Source organism: Pseudomonas sp. PA-6-3C, assembly GCF_021605825.1.
Classification (GTDB): Bacteria; Pseudomonadota; Gammaproteobacteria; order Pseudomonadales; family Pseudomonadaceae; genus Aquipseudomonas; species Aquipseudomonas edaphica.
This window is the reverse complement of the sequence record NZ_WKDV01000030.1, coordinates 37,781-54,225: the sequence shown is the minus strand read 5'-3', so window position 1 is coordinate 54,225 and position 16,445 is coordinate 37,781. Positions and strand designations below refer to the sequence as shown.

15 protein-coding genes are annotated in these 16,445 nt (G+C 61.7%); 2 read left to right on the top strand and 13 right to left on the bottom strand.

Annotated features, from left to right (window positions below; translation table 11 throughout):
• Nucleotides 1–5 precede the first annotated feature (5 nt).
• From GIW48_RS19665 to GIW48_RS19620, 10 genes are all read right to left on the bottom strand, one after another.
• Nucleotides 6–1,448 (bottom strand): efflux transporter outer membrane subunit, encoded by a 1,443-nt coding sequence (locus GIW48_RS19665; protein WP_138449628.1) that lies wholly within the window; start codon nucleotides 1,446–1,448, stop codon nucleotides 6–8.
• The gene (locus GIW48_RS19660; protein WP_017136597.1) at nucleotides 1,445–2,335 is read right to left on the bottom strand and encodes an efflux RND transporter periplasmic adaptor subunit; all 891 of its coding nucleotides are present in this window, start codon (nucleotides 2,333–2,335) and stop codon (nucleotides 1,445–1,447) included. The genes GIW48_RS19665 and GIW48_RS19660 overlap by 4 nt, the downstream gene beginning before the upstream one ends.
• The gene (locus GIW48_RS19655; protein WP_016969155.1) at nucleotides 2,332–2,541 is read right to left on the bottom strand and encodes a DUF1656 domain-containing protein; all 210 of its coding nucleotides are present in this window, start codon (nucleotides 2,539–2,541) and stop codon (nucleotides 2,332–2,334) included. Before GIW48_RS19655 ends, GIW48_RS19660 begins: the two co-directional genes overlap by 4 nt.
• Entirely contained in the window at nucleotides 2,538–4,616 is a 2,079-nt protein-coding gene (locus GIW48_RS19650; protein ID WP_236461028.1) for an FUSC family protein, read from the bottom strand. The genes GIW48_RS19655 and GIW48_RS19650 overlap by 4 nt, the downstream gene beginning before the upstream one ends.
• A complete protein-coding gene (locus tag GIW48_RS19645) occupies nucleotides 4,613–5,029 on the bottom strand; it encodes a MarR family winged helix-turn-helix transcriptional regulator (RefSeq protein WP_017136599.1) in 417 nt (138 codons plus the stop codon). Before GIW48_RS19645 ends, GIW48_RS19650 begins: the two co-directional genes overlap by 4 nt.
• Nucleotides 5,030–5,321: 292 nt before the next feature.
• The gene (locus GIW48_RS19640) at nucleotides 5,322–5,735 is read right to left on the bottom strand and encodes a hypothetical protein (protein ID WP_143521893.1); all 414 of its coding nucleotides are present in this window, start codon (nucleotides 5,733–5,735) and stop codon (nucleotides 5,322–5,324) included.
• Nucleotides 5,736–5,873: 138 nt separating this feature from the next.
• Nucleotides 5,874–6,311 (bottom strand): hypothetical protein, encoded by a 438-nt coding sequence (locus GIW48_RS19635; protein ID WP_099549579.1) that lies wholly within the window; start codon nucleotides 6,309–6,311, stop codon nucleotides 5,874–5,876.
• A complete protein-coding gene (locus tag GIW48_RS19630; protein WP_099549580.1) occupies nucleotides 6,308–6,961 on the bottom strand; it encodes a hypothetical protein in 654 nt (217 codons plus the stop codon). Before GIW48_RS19630 ends, GIW48_RS19635 begins: the two co-directional genes overlap by 4 nt.
• A gap of 239 nt (nucleotides 6,962–7,200) precedes the next feature.
• Nucleotides 7,201–7,446, bottom strand: a complete 246-nt coding sequence (locus tag GIW48_RS19625; RefSeq protein ID WP_099549581.1) for a DUF2789 domain-containing protein — start codon at nucleotides 7,444–7,446, stop codon at nucleotides 7,201–7,203.
• Between the two features lie 33 nt (nucleotides 7,447–7,479).
• A complete protein-coding gene (locus GIW48_RS19620) occupies nucleotides 7,480–9,090 on the bottom strand; it encodes a glycosyltransferase family 39 protein (RefSeq protein WP_236461026.1) in 1,611 nt (536 codons plus the stop codon).
• Between the two features lie 194 nt (nucleotides 9,091–9,284).
• On the opposite strand from GIW48_RS19620, the gene GIW48_RS19615 reads away from it, so the two are divergent.
• Entirely contained in the window at nucleotides 9,285–11,441 is a 2,157-nt protein-coding gene (locus tag GIW48_RS19615) for an outer membrane assembly lipoprotein YfiO (protein ID WP_236461024.1), read from the top strand.
• Nucleotides 11,438–12,142: a DUF3142 domain-containing protein gene (locus GIW48_RS19610; protein WP_200431231.1), complete on the top strand. Its 705-nt coding sequence runs from the start codon at nucleotides 11,438–11,440 to the stop codon at nucleotides 12,140–12,142. Before GIW48_RS19615 ends, GIW48_RS19610 begins: the two co-directional genes overlap by 4 nt.
• A gap of 110 nt (nucleotides 12,143–12,252) precedes the next feature.
• Here GIW48_RS19610 and GIW48_RS19605 read toward each other — a convergent pair whose 3' ends face one another.
• The 3 genes from GIW48_RS19605 to GIW48_RS19595 are packed head-to-tail and all read right to left on the bottom strand — an operon-like array spanning nucleotide 12,253 to nucleotide 16,310.
• A complete protein-coding gene (locus GIW48_RS19605) occupies nucleotides 12,253–13,704 on the bottom strand; it encodes an efflux transporter outer membrane subunit (RefSeq protein WP_236461022.1) in 1,452 nt (483 codons plus the stop codon).
• The gene (locus GIW48_RS19600) at nucleotides 13,701–14,759 is read right to left on the bottom strand and encodes an HlyD family secretion protein (RefSeq protein WP_138450956.1); all 1,059 of its coding nucleotides are present in this window, start codon (nucleotides 14,757–14,759) and stop codon (nucleotides 13,701–13,703) included. The genes GIW48_RS19605 and GIW48_RS19600 overlap by 4 nt, the downstream gene beginning before the upstream one ends.
• A gap of 15 nt (nucleotides 14,760–14,774) precedes the next feature.
• Nucleotides 14,775–16,310, bottom strand: coding sequence for an MFS transporter (locus GIW48_RS19595; protein ID WP_236461021.1), 1,536 nt, complete (start codon nucleotides 16,308–16,310; stop codon nucleotides 14,775–14,777).
• Between the last annotated feature and the right edge of the window lie 135 nt (nucleotides 16,311–16,445).

The following is a 16,445-nucleotide window of genomic DNA, read 5'->3' as shown; positions in this document are numbered from 1 at the left end:
TTCGCTCAGGGTTTGCCGGGTTGTGACGCCTGCGTTCGTCCGCTTTCCCAACCGCCGCCCAAGGCCAGGAACAGATCGATCTGGCTCATGGCAACTTGCGTGTTGGCCGCTGCCAGCTGTGCACGTACATCGGTGTAGGTGCGAGTGGCCTGCAGGTCGGCCAGGAACGAGGCACGGCCGGCCTGGAAGAAGCGGTGCGTCTGCTCCGAGGCTTCCTTTGCGGACGCACCGGCGTCGGCCAGGGCGTCGCGGCGTTGCAGTTGCGCGGTGTATTGCGCGAGGCCGGTCTGGGTTTCGCGGATGGCATTGAGCACCACGCCATCAAAGTGCGCCAGGGCGCCCTGGGTCGCGGCTTCGGCTTCGTGGATACGTGCGCGGGCACCGTTGGTCGGCACTGTCCAACTGATCAGCGGGCCAAAGCCCCAGCGATTGGTCGCTGGTGTGCCGAGGTCGTCAAGAATGCCGACCGTGCCCACCGTGGCGCCGATGCTGATGTCCGGGTACAACGCACCGGTGGCCACGCCGATACGGGCGGTGGCAGCCGCCAGTTGGCGTTCGGCCTGGCGCACGTCGGGGCGGCGCTTGAGCAGTGCTGCGCCGTCGCCCACGGGCAGCAATTGGGCGATATGCGGCAGCTCGGCGCAGGTGCCGGTGCCTGCGGGCAGTTGGTCCACCGGTTTGGCCAGCAGCATCGACAAGCGGAACAAACCCGCCTGACGCGATGCTTGATAGCGCGGGATCTCGGCGCGCAAGGATTTGTATTGGGTCTGCGAGCGGGTCACCTGGGTTTCGTCACCGCGCCCGGCGTCGCGCAGGCGCTGGGTGAGCTTGGTGCTCTGGCCTTGCAGGTCGAGGGACTCATTGGCAATCGCCAGCTCTTCATTGGCCGCACACACCTGGGTGTAGGAGCGCACCACATCTGCCACCAGGGTGATGCGCGCAATATCGGCGGCGGCCTGGGCCGCGTCGGTGCTGGCCTGGGCACTCTCGATGCCACGCTGCAAGGTGCCGAACAGGTCAAACTGGTAGGACGTGCTGATGCTGGCGCTGCCGATGTTGGCCACCGGGACTTTTTCCGTCAGCAAAAACGCTTCGCCCGATTCCTGCAGGCGCTGGGCTTCCGCCTTGGCGCCAGCACTCCAACCGCCTGCGGATTCAGCCTCTTGGGTCTGGAAACGCGCGCGTTGCAGGTTGGCGGCAGCCACGCGCAAATCGGTGTTGGAGGCCATGGCCTGGCGCACCAGCTCATCCAGGCGCGGGTCGTTGTACAGCTTCCACCAATCGGCTGGCACCGGCGCCGACACCACGTTGTTGCCCTCGCCCGCGAGCTGCCCTTGCAGGTCGCCACGGTTGATGGCGGACGTTTCCGGCAGCTTGTAATCCGGGCCTACCACTTGGCAGGCCGACAGCAGCAAACCCAGCGCAGCGGTTGCCAGCAGCTGCTTCATGGTTTTTCTCCGTCTTTGACCTTATCGCCGATGATCGACACCGTGGCCGTGCGTCCGGCGATCATACGAAAGTCCGCCGGCACATCATCAAAGGCAATACGCACCGGAATCCGCTGGGCCAGGCGCACCCAACTGAACGCCGGGTTGACGTTAGGCAGCAGGTTGGAGCCGCTGGTGCGGTCGCGGTCTTCGATACCGGCGACGATGCTCTGCACATGGCCACGCAGACGGGCGTTGTCGCCGATCACGCGGATATCCACGGCCATGCCGACGTGGATGCCGTCGAGCTTGGTCTCTTCGAAATAACCGTCGATGTGGAAGGAGTTGCTGTCCACCACCGACAGCACCGGGCGCCCGGCGGTGACGAATTCCTGGTTGCGCGGTGCACGGTCGTTGACGTAACCGTCCACGGGGCTGCGGATCACCGAGCGGTCAAGGTTGAGCTGGGCGGCATCCACGGCCACTTGCGCCTCGGCCAGGGCCGATTGGGCACGGGCCACGCGCGACTGGCTTTCTTCCAGTTGTTCGCTCGGCACCAGGTTGCCCAAACCACGGTTGCGCTTGTACTCGCGGTTGGCCTGGGCCAGGGTTTCCTGGCGGTCGGCCACGGCGGCCTGGGCTTGGCGCAGGGCCAGCTTGAAGCGGTCCTGGTCGACGGCGAACAGCACCTGGCCCTTGGTCACCAACTGGTTGTCGCGCACGTCGACTTGCTGGATCAGCCCGGACACGTCCGGGGCGATCTGCACGATGTCGGCACGGATATGCCCGTCACGGGTCCAGGGCGCAAACATGTAGTACATGACCATGCGCCACACAACGACGACAGCGAAGGTCACTATCAATAACGTCAGGACGACACGGCCGATGGTCAAAAAAGGTTTTTTCATGTCATGAGGTATCGACTGAGTGAGTCCACGGCGCCCAGTAACAGCGCGTAGAGCCCCACATTGAACAATGCCCGGTGCCAGACCAGGCGATAGAAGTGAATGCGCGTCAACAACCCGTGCACCACCAGAAACAACACATACGTAATGCCCATCAGCACCAGCAGCGTGGGCAGGAACACCCCGCTGATATCCAGATCACCGATCATAAAGGCGCTCCATCAGGCAGCGGCGCTTGCATTTCGGTGCCGCCAATAAATTCCACGCCGGGCAGCAACGACAGGCGCAGGCCGGCCAGTGCGTACAGCAGATGCAGGCGGGTGTCATCTTCGTCTTGCAGGCCTTGCCCGTTGAGGGCGCGGCGCGTGCGGTCGAGGGTCATCAGCAGACCGCTGGGCGCGGGCAAGCGTTCACCGGCTTTAAGGCAGGCCTTGAAGTAACCGCCCACGCCTTCCACCACTTGGTTGAGCAGCACCCGTGGCACGCCGTAGATGCGTGGCGCGTAGGCCAACAGGTCAAGCAGGTTCAGTGCCACGCGCAAATCGCGCAGGGCGCTGCCGGTGTCCTGGCCGATCAGGCCCAGGCGCGGCAGGTGCTGCATCAGGCGGTCGAGCATTTGCACAGCCATGTGGCGGTGTTCGGCCAGGGTTGCAGGCTCGGTGAGCGTTACGATGTCGCGCCAGCTGAAACGCGTCAGGCGCTTGGCCGCCAGTTCGGCGCCGAACGGCCGTGCAACCAGCGTCCACACAAAGGCGAACAGCAAGCCCACCGGCCCGGCCAGGTTGACGTTGGCGAAGTTGAGGAAGTCCGCGTCGTAGGCGCCCTGGATGCTGATAAACGAGGAGGTGTTCACCAGCGTCAGCAGCATGCCCAGGTAAAAACGCGGCTGCACCGTGAGCGTGCCGATGCAGATAAACGGCACCGCAAACGCCAACACCAGCATGGGGAAATCATGCAGGTTGGGCAGCACCAGAAACAGGTAAAGGCTGGCGAACAATACCGACATGGCGGTCCAGAAAAAGAACCGGTATATCTGCGGCGCCGGGTCGTCCATCGAGGCAAAAAAGCTGCAGGCCACGGCAGCCAGAATCACTGCGCTGCCGCCGTCGGTCCAGCCCAGCAGAATCCACAGCACCGAGGCGACAATGATCGCGGTAACGGTGGAAAACGCCGAGTAGAACATCAGGCCACGGTCGAGGAACGGCGTGAGCCGGCCCAGGCGCCAATGGCGGTAGACGGCGCGCCAGGTGTCCTGGCTTTCGCACTGGATGGCGGCCTGCAGGCTGCGGCAGTCTTGCCACAGATCGACCCATTCGCCGAGGCGATACAGGGCGTTAGAGAACAGCAGCGTGTGGCGGTCGTCCAGTGCTTCGCCCTGTGGCTGCGCGGCGTCGATCTTGTCGCGCAACACGCGCCAGCGTTCCAGCGGTGCTTGCTCGGTGGTGCTCTCCAGCCAGGCGTTGGCGTCTTGCAGCAACGGCGTGAACCGGTCGAGAAACTCGGGGGCGCGGTGTTCGATCGCGTAGACCGCATCGTCCAGCGCGTCGATCACCGGCAGCAGGTGAATCATGCGCCCGCGCAGTTCCTTGGTGTTGCGCACCGTCTGTGGCCGAGCGCCTTCGTGGGGCAACTGGCCGATCATCAGTTCCAGGGTGTTGAAGGTGGCGACCATGCCGCCGCGCAAGGTGCTGATTTCTTCGGGCGCAACGTTACGGGTCAGAAAGCGCTGGCTATAGACCTGAGCGTCGGCAAACCACTTGGCCACCGAGCCATCAAACACCGGCATCAGGCGCCGCGGCCAGAACATTGCGCCTACTACGGCGGCCACAGCAATGCCGAGGAAAATCTCTTCGGTACGCGCCTCGGCCACATCCCACACCGCCAGCGGGTTATCCACTACCGGCAAGGCGATCAGCGGCAAGGTGTAGCCGGCCAACATCAGCGCGTAGCTGTTGGCGGTACGCAGGTGCAAAGACAAAAACAACAAGGTGCCGGTCCACAGCGCAATGATCACCACCAGCAGGTACGGCGTCTGAATAAACATCGGCACAAAAAACACCGCCGCCGCCGCGCCCATGAAGGTGCCGATGGCGCGGTACAACGCTTTGGAGCTGGTAGGGCCGACAAACGGGCTGGAGACGATATACACCGTGGCCATCGCCCAATACGGACGCGGCATTTGCATAAGCATGGCGATGTACAGGGCGATCATCGAAGCGGCGAAGGTGCGCACGCCGTAGAACCAGTCGCGGGCCGGCGGCATGCCGGTAAAAAATCCGTTCAAGAGGTCGCCTCAGCCGCCTCGAAGGCCTGCAGTACACGCAACGCCGCTTCAAGGTCGCCGTGGGCGATGTCCGCCAGCACTTCCTGGCGCAGGCGCACCAGTTGCACTTCCACCGCCTGCACCAACTCGCGGCCGCGCTCGGTGAGGCTCAAGGCCTTGGCGCGACGGTCATGGACGTCTTCGGTACGGCACACGTAACCGTCATGGCACAGACGATCAAGCAGGCGCACCAACGACGGGCTTTCCATGCCGGATGCCTGGGCTACTTTCACCTGGTGCACACCGTCGCCCAAGCGGCCGATCATCAACAGCGGCACGGCGCAGGCTTCGGAAATACCATAGCTCACCAGCGTGGTCTGGCAGATTTTGCGCCAGTTACGGGCGCCCACCACCATGCTGCTGCTGAGGTTCATATGGAGCTGTTCGAGGGTTTGGGACACTGGATTGTTCGCATACAGTTAGTTTGCTAACTATCAATATGGTGGATGGATCCAAAGCCGTCAAGTTTTGAAACACTTTTGTGATGGGTGGTGGGGTTGTGGATAAGTAAAGCGGGTTTAAGAGCGAGCGTTGGATTTCCGGCAGAACAAAACACCTGTGGGAGCTGGCTTGCCTGCGATAGCGGTAGATCAGTCGAGGTCGATGTTGACTGAACCACCGCCATCGCAGGCAAGCCAGCTCCCACATTTTGGACCCGTGTTGGCCTCAGACTGGCTGTTCGGCCTGAGCATCCAAGCGGCGCTGGATTTCGCCCATCATGTCCAAGCCATCGCGCAACGAAACCAGTGCTGCGGTGACGAGGTGATGAAGGTTCTTGCTGTCCGTTTTGGCGCTGAGCGTTTCCAACAGCTCGGTGCCGATACGCACGCGGCTGCGGGCTGTTTCATGGAGCAGGTGCGAGGGCGCAAACGTGTTGAATGCCAGAACGGGAACGCCGGTGGGATTGGTTTGAAGCGGTTTGTATTGGTCCATCGATAAAGCCTCATAGATAAGATTTTGACCACCCGTCCCCGTCGCCAAACGAGTATGGGTGGCAGCTGTACGCAGGTTGGCGAACCGGTTATCTATGAAACCCGGCAGATCCGAAGATCTCCCGCGCACAGCCGCCATAGAACTCATGTATCCGCCAAGCGGAGAACACGGAGTTAGAGCGCTGTAACGCGTCATAGAATGCGGATCGCCAAATCCGATCGCCGATGTGCGGCGACGGGGCGAACTATAGGGGGGATGGTTGAAGCTGTGCAACTGGCTTATCGACTAACGCCGACTGCTGGAAACGTCAGATTTCTTGCCCCATCGCCAGACGCTCCAAACCTTCATGGCCTCGGACGCGACGACTAGCACCGCCATCACCACCACGCTGTAGCCTGGGACTAACTGAGCGCCTATAAGCAGAAGAGCAACTGAAGGGATGAAAAAAACTAACCGTAACGGGGTTTGAAGGTAAACAAGCCAGCGGACCTTTTGACTACTGAGAAGAAATAAAAAACAGGACGCTACTATCGAGATCTGCAGCAACATGACAAAGCCAAAGGTGTAAATCTGCAGCACGCTGTGGTCACGCAAAACCCATAATGCGCTCTCGATATCGCTCAAGTAAGGAACTCGCCCCTCCACCGCACTGGTGACCCAATAGCGAACCAGATAGATGGCATCCATCGCTCCCCAAAACCAAAAGACCTGCTTGCGCGTCACTGTTTGGCATCCTTGTATTCATACGCTGTGTCCGGTGTCACAGGCTGCCAATGCCAGGATTTCCCACCCTGTTGCCAATTGTCATCTCCCTCCAGATAGCGTTGCTTGATTTGCCGCAGCTCCCCGTATCGGCGCTCAACCGATCTGTGGGTGAGCTGGTCATCACGACTATCCAAGCGGACCCAGCGCTGCGTCATGACCCTGGTGGTGTTCGCAAGATCTTTCCCGTCGGATAAGAACATTCGTCCTTCGTCACCCATAGATGCCAGCCGGTTTGCGGCCAGGATTGCAGTATTTTTAACCCCATCGTAATCGATACTTACCTTTTCCCATTTACCAGGCCCGACATAAAGTCGGCGCCCCATCAAATGCCCATACTTAACACGGCATTCTCGACTTAAAGGAAGAAAAGGCCTGTCCATTACGAACAGCCAATCACCGGACGCCAACTTGTCCAAAACTCGGCGCTGATCGTTATCCCCTGAACACCGAACAGGAGAAACATTGCACTCGGCTAGCAGCTCGCACAGCCCCTGCAATGCATAAGGCGCGCGAAAGAACTCCCTTACCTTGATACCAGCAAAGTAGGGGGTTTCGATTTTGGTGAGATCATAGTTTTCAATTTCTTTGTGAGGGATCAGACGCTGCATGACGTGGCCATAAAAGGAAATCAGCGTCTGTAAATAGCGGGCTCCTCATTCTGGCGACTATCGTCCGCTTCTGTTTAACCAATAGGAAACTTCCCAAGCTGTCCCACTTCTCACGAGGAGCATGGGAACAATCAGACAAAACACCTGTGGGAGCTGGCTTGCCTGCGATAGCGGTAGATCAGTCGAGGTCGATGTTGACTGAACCACCGCCATCGCAGGCAAGCCAGCTCCCACATTTTTTACACGCCGCGCCCTTCCCGCAGTAACAGATTCAGCTCATCCACCACTTCAGCCCAATCCGCATCGTCGAGAATTTCTTCGCGTAAAAACGCCTTCTGGCCGGGCGTCCAAAAGAACGCATCCGCGAGATGTAATTCCGGCTTTAGCGGCGAATGCACTGCCACAAACTTCTCAATACTGGCCGGGTCATCCGGCAGCCCGAGCTGTTTGAACAGTGATGGCAAGCTGTGCACAGGCGATTCCATGGCGAACTCCAGGTCAAGAAGACTTAACTGAGTCTAGCGGCAACCTTCAGGTTGCGGCTGCGCCCCGTTGCACAGCACGAACAGTCGCGCCCTCGCACCACCGCCATCCTGACGGCTCAACTCACGCCAGCCTTCAGGTAAGGGCGCGAAATCATCCGGCGCTTCGTTGCTGCTGATCAGCCAGACACGGCGGGTATCGGCAGGCAATGCCGACAGGCGGTCGAGGTAAATGCGCCCACCGTCCTGGTCGACCAATGTGCCGAAACCGTAGGCGTTCGGGCGGGTCGGCGTGCCGTCGGGTTTGGGCGGCGTATAGAGCTGCAATTGGGCGTCGGTCTGGTCGTAATACACGTAGCTGAGGTACCACAGCATGTCGCTGAGAACGATGCGGTCGTCTTCCTGGTAATTACGATTGACGAATTCCACGGGCACGTTGAACTGGTCATGTTCATCGACGGTGAAGTTGTTTTTGAGCCCCATCAACTCGACACCGACAAACAGCGCGAACAACGCTACGCCCAGCCATGACCAGCGCGCCGGCAGGCGATCAATGGCCAGCGCCAACAGGATGGGCAAACCCAAGGCGTACACCGTAAGGTAACGCTCGATAAACACCGGCGAAACGAACGAAACCGCGTACACCAGCAGCAGCGGCAGCAGGAAAAACAGCGCCAGCAGGCTGGCCGGGCGATGGCGTTCGCGATCCTGCCAGGCGGTGATGCTCACCACAGCAATCAGCAACAACGGGACCAACCAGAACAACGGCGCCCAAAAGCCGCTGCCCTCGTCCTGGACAATGAATTGCCAGATCATCGACGGCAGTGAAAACAGGTTGACCGGGTCTTCCCAGCCGATGTCCCCGCCCACCTTCAGTTGCTCAACGTGTTGCACCAGGCCCAACACATTGGGTAACCACGGCAGGTACGCCACGACGATCGCGGCGTTGGCCACCCACCACGCCGGGCGCCTGAGCAGAGACTGGCCGGGCGCCTGGGCCGAGCTCAACAAGGCCAGGTAGGCCCAATGCACCAGCACACACAGAGCAGTGAAATAGTGGGTGTAGAAACCGGCGCTCATCAGCACGATATACGCCGCCAGATAGCGCGTGCGCTCGGGCTGGCGCACCCAATACACCAGCGCCAGCGTGGCGCCCAGCAGCCATACGGCCAACAGCGAATACATGCGCACTTCCTGGCTGTAACGCACCGCCGTGGGCAGCAGCGCAAGCAGGATCCCGGCGAGCACGGCGGCACGTCGGGTAGACAATTGCCGCGTCAACCAGATGCCCAGGCCCACTGCAATCGCACCGGGAATCGCACTCATGCTGCGAATCGACCAGATACTGTCACCGAACAGCTCTATCCAGCCACGCAGCATGAAAAAGTAAAGCGGTGGGTGCACATCATGGGCGGCGTGAAACCACAGGTCACCGGCAGCGTATTCGCTGAGCAGCAGGCTGGAGCCTTCGTCACCCCAGATTGCGGCGGACGTCAGGTTGTAAAAACGCAGGGCGACGGCCAGTACCAGGATCGGTACCCACCACAGACGGCTCATCCAGCCGGCAACGTGCCAGCTACTCGCGACGCGATCAAATGCGGACAATGCCGCCACCTTTTCATCTTGCTCCACCACAGACCGTCGCACCTCGATTCCCCTACCATCGCCTTTTCCGGCCGGCCAAAAAGCCCTGCGCGTGAATGACCGCCACTCTAGGACAAAAACCCTTTATTCGCTGCTGGAATCGGACAAATCAGCGATTTGTGTAGACCTTCACCGAAGCATTTGTCAGATCACGCTATTATTGCGTCCTTCAAAGGACTCAGGATCAAGGACACGTCATGCGCATCGGTTTTCTGTCACCACTGACCCTGGCATTGCTCGCCAGCCTTTCCTTCCAGGCCCAGGCCAGCGGCGATGACTCGTGCTACCCCGACTGGCGGGTCTCACGCGACAGCCTTGAAGGCTGCAGCAACCTGCCCTTCCTGAGCCCGGGCAATGACAGCCGGGTCAACCTGCGCCTGTTGCTGGCGGATAAACAGGTGGCACCGCTGACGCCCAACGCACTGGGCGAGACGGACCTGGAAGAGGGCTTCGGCCCGGTGCCGTTCCCGGTGTACCGCCTGACCCCGGTAGCCGACGCCGCCGATGAAAAAACCGACGTGGCACCTACGCCCAGCAAACTCGATGAGCTGCTTGCGCCGTTGGGCATTCAGCGTGAAGGCGACAAGGCGGCGGGTGACGCCTTCCTGACCGGCGAAGGCAGCCGTTGCCGCAGCAATGATGAAAGCAGTGCCACGGCGTTTATCAGCCAAGTGGTTAAAGCCGACGTGCCCGACGCGGAGCGCCAGCTGCTGGCCAAGGGACGTGTACAGATGCTCGGCGCCTGCACCTGGGACGGCGCAAGCCTGGGCGACCCGGAGCAGATCCAGTCCACCGCAGGCCGCGAGCTGCGCAGTTACCTGCAAGCCGCCGGTGACTTCTACAGTGGCCGTTTCGCTGATGCGCAGCGCGGTTTTGTTGCCGCCGCCGCCGGCAGCCTGCCGTGGGTCAAGGAAGCGGCGTTCTACATGATCGCCCGCACCGAGTTGAACCAGGCCCAGGAAAACGCCTTCGACGAATACGGCATGCCGCAATTGGAGCATGTGGATAAATCGGTGCTGGCGAATGCCGACACCAGCTTCAACCTGTACCTGAAAACTTATCCACAGGGCGAATACGCTGTCTCTGCCCAGGGCCTGCTGCGCCGGGTGCATTGGCTGGCGGGCGATACCGACAAGCTGGCCAACGACCTGGCCGTGCAGTTGAGCGCCAAACAGCGCAATGTGTCGCTGGACGACCTGGTGCAGGAAGCCGACAACAAGCTGCTCAGTGCCACCCAAAAACCTTCGGCCACCCCACTGATGCTGGCCGTCAACGACTTGATGTGGATGCGCGCCGGCAACCCGCCGCAGCTGAGCCGCGCGGCCCTGGACGCGCAAAAGCCGGTGTTTGCCCAGGAGCCGGCGCTGTACGACTACGTACAAGCGGCGTTTGCCTTGTACGTCGAACATCAGCCCGATAACACTTTGAAGTTGCTGCCTCAGGACGTGCCCGCCAGCCTCGACTACTTCGCCTTCAGCCAGAAAACCCTGCGCGGCCTTGCCCTGGAAGCCAAGAAGGATTGGCAAGGTGCGCAAGCGCTGTGGCTGAAGCTGCTGCCCCTGGCCAAGCAACCTTTGCAGCGCGACCAGTTGGAACTGGCGCTGGCGATGAACTACGAGCGCAACGACCAACTGGCCAACGTGTTCGCCAGCGATTCGCCGATCAGCGCCAAACAGGTGCGCTACATCTTGCTGCGCAACATCGCAGGCCAGGAACTGCTACGCCAACAGATCACCCAGGCCAGCGACCCGGTGGAACGTGCCACCGCCCAGTTTGTGTTGCTGTACAAAGACCTGATGCGCGGCCAGTACGCCACCTTCGCCGACGACCTCAAGCAACTGCCGGCATCGGCGCCCGCCGACAAGCTCGGCACCAGCCTGGGCTATGTCTATGGCGATGGCCGCTCGCTGCAGTTGTTCCAGTGGAACGGTGATAAGGCGGAGTCCGGCTACGCCTGCCCGAGCATTGCGCAAATCGCCAGCACCCTGCAGGCCGATGGTAAAAACCCCAAGGGCTTGAACTGCCTGGGTGAGTTCATCCTGCGCAATAACCTCGATGGCATGCCACTGGACCAAGTGCGCGCCGCCGCCAGCCTGGGCAGCACCGCCTCGCTGTTCAAGGGCGAGACCTTCTCGCGGCTCGACGGTTACCGCCAGGTCATCGCCAACCCCAAGGCGCCGCACAACGACAAGGCCTACGCGCTGTTCCGTGCGATCAACTGCTATGCGCGGGCCGGTTATAACGGCTGCGGCGGTGTAGACGTGGATAAATCCGTGCGTAAAGGCTGGTTCCGCCAGCTCAAAACCGGGTTTGCCGACACCGAGTGGGCCCAGTCGCTGAAGTACTACTGGTGAAGCACCTGTGGCTAGGCTTGCTGCTCCTGGCAAGCCCGGCCTTTGCCGGCGTTGACGCCCGCGACTACGATGCCTTCTGGCTGTGGAGCGGGGTCACGCCGCAGCCGGTGCTCAAACAGGCGAAAACCCTGTACATCCTCCAGGGCCAGATCAACTCCACGCGCCGTGCGCCGCAATTGGGTGTGCAGTTTATCGCCCAGGGCATCAGCGTACCGCGCATCACCCAGGGCGAGGTCTGGGTGGTGTACCGCGCCCACACCCTGCACTGGCCCGAGCGCGTCTACAGCCAACTGCTCGGCCAGGTGCAACGCTGGCGCGATGCGGGCAACCCGGTGGTCGGCATCCAGATCGATTTCGACGCCCGCACCCAATACCTGCACGAATACACAGGCTTCCTGCGCGACCTGCGCCAACGCCTGCCTGCTGACCTGCGGCTGAGCATTACCGGCCTGATGGACTGGAGCAGCAACGCCGACCCAGCCGCCATCGCCCAGCTCAAAGGCGTGGTGGATGAAGTGGTGGTCCAGACCTACCAAGGGCGCCATAGCATCCCGGATTACGCGGCGTATTTGCCACGCATGAACCGGCTGGGGCTACCGTTCAAGGTGGGGCTGATTCAGGGCGGCGTGTGGGAAGAGCCGGGGTATTTGAAAGGGAGTGAATGGTTCAGGGGGTATGTGGTGTTTTTGCAGAACCCTTGAACCACGCAATATTCCATGTGGGCTTGCCCGCGATGAGGGTGCGTCAGTCAACATAACGTTGGCTGAACTACCGCTATCGCGGGCAAGCCCGCTCCCACAGTGGGTTATGTTCAGCCTGCGGGAATGGAGGCTGTCGCGGGGTAGACCGACTCCCAGCCACCGCCCAACGCCTTGTACAGCCCCACCATCGCCAGCGACACGCCGGTGGAGCTTTCTACCCACTGCTCCTGCGTGGCCAGCAGCGCGCTTTGCACGGTGAGCACGTTGACGAAATCCACCACGCCTTCGACGTACTGCTGTTGTGCGGTGCTCAACGCGATCTGGTTCTGGCGCACCGCTTCAGCGAGGCTGTCGCGGCGCAGTTGGCTGGCGTTGTAGCGGGTCAGTTGGTCATCGATCTCATGCCAGGCACGCAGTACGGTTTGCTGGTACGCCAGCGCCGCTTCCTGTTGCTGGGCTTCACGCAAATTCAACATGCCTTGCAGGCGCCCGCCATTGAACAGCGGCAGGCTGAACTGCGGGCCGAAGGCAAACGCGCGCGAGCCCCAGGAGCCGAAATCCGAGAGTTGCAGGGCCTGGGAGCCCAGGCTGCCGGACAAGGTGATACGCGGGTAAAAATCACCTTTTGCCACGCCGATACTGGCGGTGGCCGCATGCAGGCGCGCTTGCGCCTGGCGAATGTCGGGCCGGCGTTCGGCCAGCTCCGAGGGCAAGCCGATGGCGACCTGGCGCGGGGTTTGCGGCACGGCGACGTCCTTGGACAATTGCGCATGCAGCGCTTGCGGCGGCTCGCCCATCAACAGGCTCAGGGCATTGATCAGTTGATCCTGACGCTGCTGCAAGTCGGGCAAACGCGCTTCGATGGCAGCGACCTGGGCGGCGGCTTCGGCCACATCCAGGTCAGTGGCCACGCCGTCGGCCAGGCGCAGTTGCGAGAGTTTGAGGCTGTGGCGAGCGACCTCGAGGTTTTGCTCGGTGACAGCGCGCGTGTTCTGCACGCCGCGCAGCTGGATGTAGTCCTGGGCGGTTTCGGCGAGTACCGACAGCAACACAGCGCGGCGGTCGTCTTCGGCGACTTGCAGGGTGGCGTCGGCGGCTTCGGTTTCGCGTTTGACGCGGCCCCAGAAGTCCAGCTCCCAGGCGGCGGAGAAGCCCATGTCCCATTGGTTGTAAGCAGATTGACCGTTGTTTTTGGACGGGTCGCTCAAGCCTTTGCCGCTGTTGCGCTGGCGCACGTAATCCCCGCTGGCGTTGACGTTGGGGTAACGCTCGGCGGTGGTTACCTGACGCACGGCGCGGCTTTGTTGCAGGCGGCTGCTGGCCAGTTTCAGGTCGAGGTTATCAGTGAGCGCACGACGCGTGAGGGCCGAGAGCTCTGCATCGTGGAACACGTCCCACCAACGCTCTTGCAAAGGGTCGGTCACCGCGTGGCTGGCCGCCTGACGGCCCTGGGGTTCGCGCCATTGGGTGACTTGCTGGCCTTGGGGCCGCTGGAAATCCGGGCCGACCGTGCAGGCGCTGAGGCTGATCAGGCTCAAGGTGAGCCAGGCAAATCGCTTCATTGCTGGGCCACCTCACGCGACTGCGCGACGGGCCGGGTGTCGACTGTGGCTTGCACCGACATGCCCACGCGCAGGCGTTCAATATGGGGCTGGTTCGGCTCCAGGATGATCTTCACCGGAATGCGCTGTACCACCTTGGTGAAGTTGCCGGTGGCGTTATCCGGCCTGACCGACGCAAAGGTCACGCCGGTGGCAGGCGCCAGGCTTTCCAGGTGGCCCTTGAGCAACTCGCCGTCGAGGCTGTCGACGCTGAGTTCTACGGCTTGGCCGGCATGCATATGCGACAGTTGCGTCTCCTGGAAATTGGCCACCACATAGGCCTGGGCCAACGGCACGACCGCGAGGATCTTGCTGCCCGGCGTCACATAGGCGCCGACCCGCACGGCACGTTCACCGACCATGCCGTCCACCGGCGCGACAATGCGCGTGTAGGACAGCTGATAACTGGCCATTTCCAACGCTGCCTGGGCGCGTTTTAGCCCACCTTCCGCTGCGTCTCGCTGGGCGGTGAGGATTTCCACTTGCTTGCGTTCGGCCGCCAGTACGGCCGTGGCTTTGGCCAGGTTTGCCGTTGCCTGGTCGATGCGCGTCTTGGCTTGCTGGGCGTTCTGCACGGTGCCTGCGCCCACGCCGGCGAGGTGGTTGTAGCGGTTCAGTTCGTGCTCGGCGAACGCCACTTCGGCACGGTCGGCCGCGACGGTGGCCTGAGCCTGGGCGATCACCGAGCTTTGGCGCTCCAGGGTCGCGGTGGCGTTCTTCAGCTGGGCCTGGGCGACCAAGGTGTCGGCGTCGGCGGCCTGGGCGGCAGCACGAAAATCGCGGTCGTCGATCAACGCCAGCAATTGGCCGGCCTTGACCCGCTGGTTGTCTTCCACCAGCACTTCCTTGATAAAACCGGCCACGCGCGGCGCCACCAGCGTGAAGTCGGCGGCGACGAAGGCGTCATTGGTGGTCTGGCGCTGGTTACCCAGCACGCCCGGCGCAACCAGATAAACCAGGACGCCGACGGCAAACACAGCGATAACGGAGACGGCAATTTTGTCTTTGCGTTTCATGAGAAGTCCTTGAGGCTAGGTCGGTGCGCGAGGCGGAAAGATCCGCGTGGGCATCCAGAAAATCAGCAGGATCAACGCCACCGCGACACCGGCCATGACGTAATAGAGGTCCGAAGAAGTCAGCACCACGGCCTGCTGGTGCAGGCGCTGGGCAAGGCCCGGCGCGTCGCCGTCGGCCAGGGGCGAGTTGCCCAGGTGGTCCACCAGCATGGTCGAATGGAAGTGCTCACGCTGGGTGGTCAGCGTGTCCAGCACGGCCGTGGCGATGACCGCAGCGAGGCCTTTGACGGTGTTGAACCAGGCCGAGGCGAACGGCCCGTCCATCGGCTGGATGCTGCCGGTAGAGAGCATCAGCAACGGCAATACGGCCATGGGCTGCCCGAAAATCTGCAGCAGGTACCAGCCATAAAAATCGTCGCGTATCCACGCCGAGGTGAGGTGCGAGCTGCCGATGCAGCACAGCACCAGCATGCTCAAGCCAATGCCCAGCACCCAGCGGCAGTCGACCCAACGCAGGTTGCACAGCGCCGCCACCAGCGGCAGCGCAATCAATTGCGGCAACGCCATCAACAGCATTACCGGCGCGGTTTGCAGTGGCCGGTAACCCTGCACCTGGGCGAGAAAACTCGACGGAATGATGATCACCGAGGTCAGTACCATCAGCACACCCGCCAGTACGATCAGGGCGAACGCCAGGTTGCGCAGGCCGAGCATCTGCAACTTGAAAAACGGCACGGGGTGCGACCATTCATTGAGCATGAACAGCACCAGCAATACGCCGCCGCCGATCAGCAAAAAGGTGACCAGGCCGGATTCGAACCAGTCCAGGCGATTGCCCTGCAACAGGCCGATCACCAGCATGCAGATCGCCGGAAAACCCAGCAGCAGGCCGCGCCAGTTGAACTGCTTGAAGCGCTCCAGGCGCAGCGGGTCTTGCGGCAAGCCGTAAGCCACCGCGGCCATCGCCAGCAGGCACGGCCCGACGATTTGCCAGAACGCCCATTGCCAGCCGACGTATTCGGTCCACAACGCCGCCAGCGGCGTGCCCAGGCTCGGGCCGAAGGTGGCGGTGAGTGCGTAACCGGCCAGGCCGTAGAGCTTGACGTGGGCCGGCAGGAAACGCAGCGCCACCGTCATCAGCATCGGCGGCAATGCGCCGCCGGCCAGGCCTTGCACGGTTCGTAGTATCAGCAGGCTTTCGTAGTTCGGCGCAAAGGGGCACAGGATGCCCAGCAAGGTAAACAGGCCGATGGCGCACAGGGTGAAGCGGCGCAGCGAAAACGTCACCGAACACCACGGCGCAAAGGCCATGGCCGCCACGGAGGTGGCCGTGTAGGCCGCAACCAGCCAGGTGCCTTCGTCAAAACCAATGAACAGTGCACCGCGAATATCGGCGAGGGCTACCTTGGTGACCATCTCGTTGAGACCAGAGACCAGCACCGCCAACAACACGCCGACCAGGCCGATGATGATGCGCGGGCCGAACACAGGTGGGCTCAGGGCGGTAGGTTTGGCTGCAGCCTGGAGAGCGGGGGCAGCGAGGGATGTCATGAACGCGCAACTCGGAATTAGAAATACCCGACCAGTTTAAGGGGGCGCATACATGACAAAAAAGTTACTTATTGGAAGCTTATAAGTGCACCAGACGCAATCCTCATGGGGTTAGGGGCAACTGCCCTGTTGTGG

Excerpts from the sequence above, each read along its gene's own strand:
- GIW48_RS19645 (WP_017136599.1), bottom strand. The coding sequence starts at position 5,029 with ATGAACCTCAGCAGCAGCATGGTGGTGGGCGCCCGTAACTGGCGCAAA.
- GIW48_RS19600 (WP_138450956.1), bottom strand. The coding sequence starts at position 14,759 with ATGAAACGCAAAGACAAAATTGCCGTCTCCGTTATCGCTGTGTTTGCC.
- GIW48_RS19655 (WP_016969155.1), bottom strand. The coding sequence starts at position 2,541 with ATGATCGGTGATCTGGATATCAGCGGGGTGTTCCTGCCCACGCTGCTG.
- GIW48_RS19595 (WP_236461021.1), bottom strand. The coding sequence starts at position 16,310 with ATGACATCCCTCGCTGCCCCCGCTCTCCAGGCTGCAGCCAAACCTACC.
- GIW48_RS19665 (WP_138449628.1), bottom strand. The coding sequence starts at position 1,448 with ATGAAGCAGCTGCTGGCAACCGCTGCGCTGGGTTTGCTGCTGTCGGCC.
- GIW48_RS19615 (WP_236461024.1), top strand. The coding sequence starts at position 9,285 with ATGCGCATCGGTTTTCTGTCACCACTGACCCTGGCATTGCTCGCCAGC.
- GIW48_RS19660 (WP_017136597.1), bottom strand. The coding sequence starts at position 2,335 with ATGAAAAAACCTTTTTTGACCATCGGCCGTGTCGTCCTGACGTTATTG.
- GIW48_RS19640 (WP_143521893.1), bottom strand. The coding sequence starts at position 5,735 with ATGAGTTCTATGGCGGCTGTGCGCGGGAGATCTTCGGATCTGCCGGGT.
- GIW48_RS19630 (WP_099549580.1), bottom strand. The coding sequence starts at position 6,961 with ATGCAGCGTCTGATCCCTCACAAAGAAATTGAAAACTATGATCTCACC.
- GIW48_RS19625 (WP_099549581.1), bottom strand. The coding sequence starts at position 7,446 with ATGGAATCGCCTGTGCACAGCTTGCCATCACTGTTCAAACAGCTCGGG.
- GIW48_RS19605 (WP_236461022.1), bottom strand. The coding sequence starts at position 13,704 with ATGAAGCGATTTGCCTGGCTCACCTTGAGCCTGATCAGCCTCAGCGCC.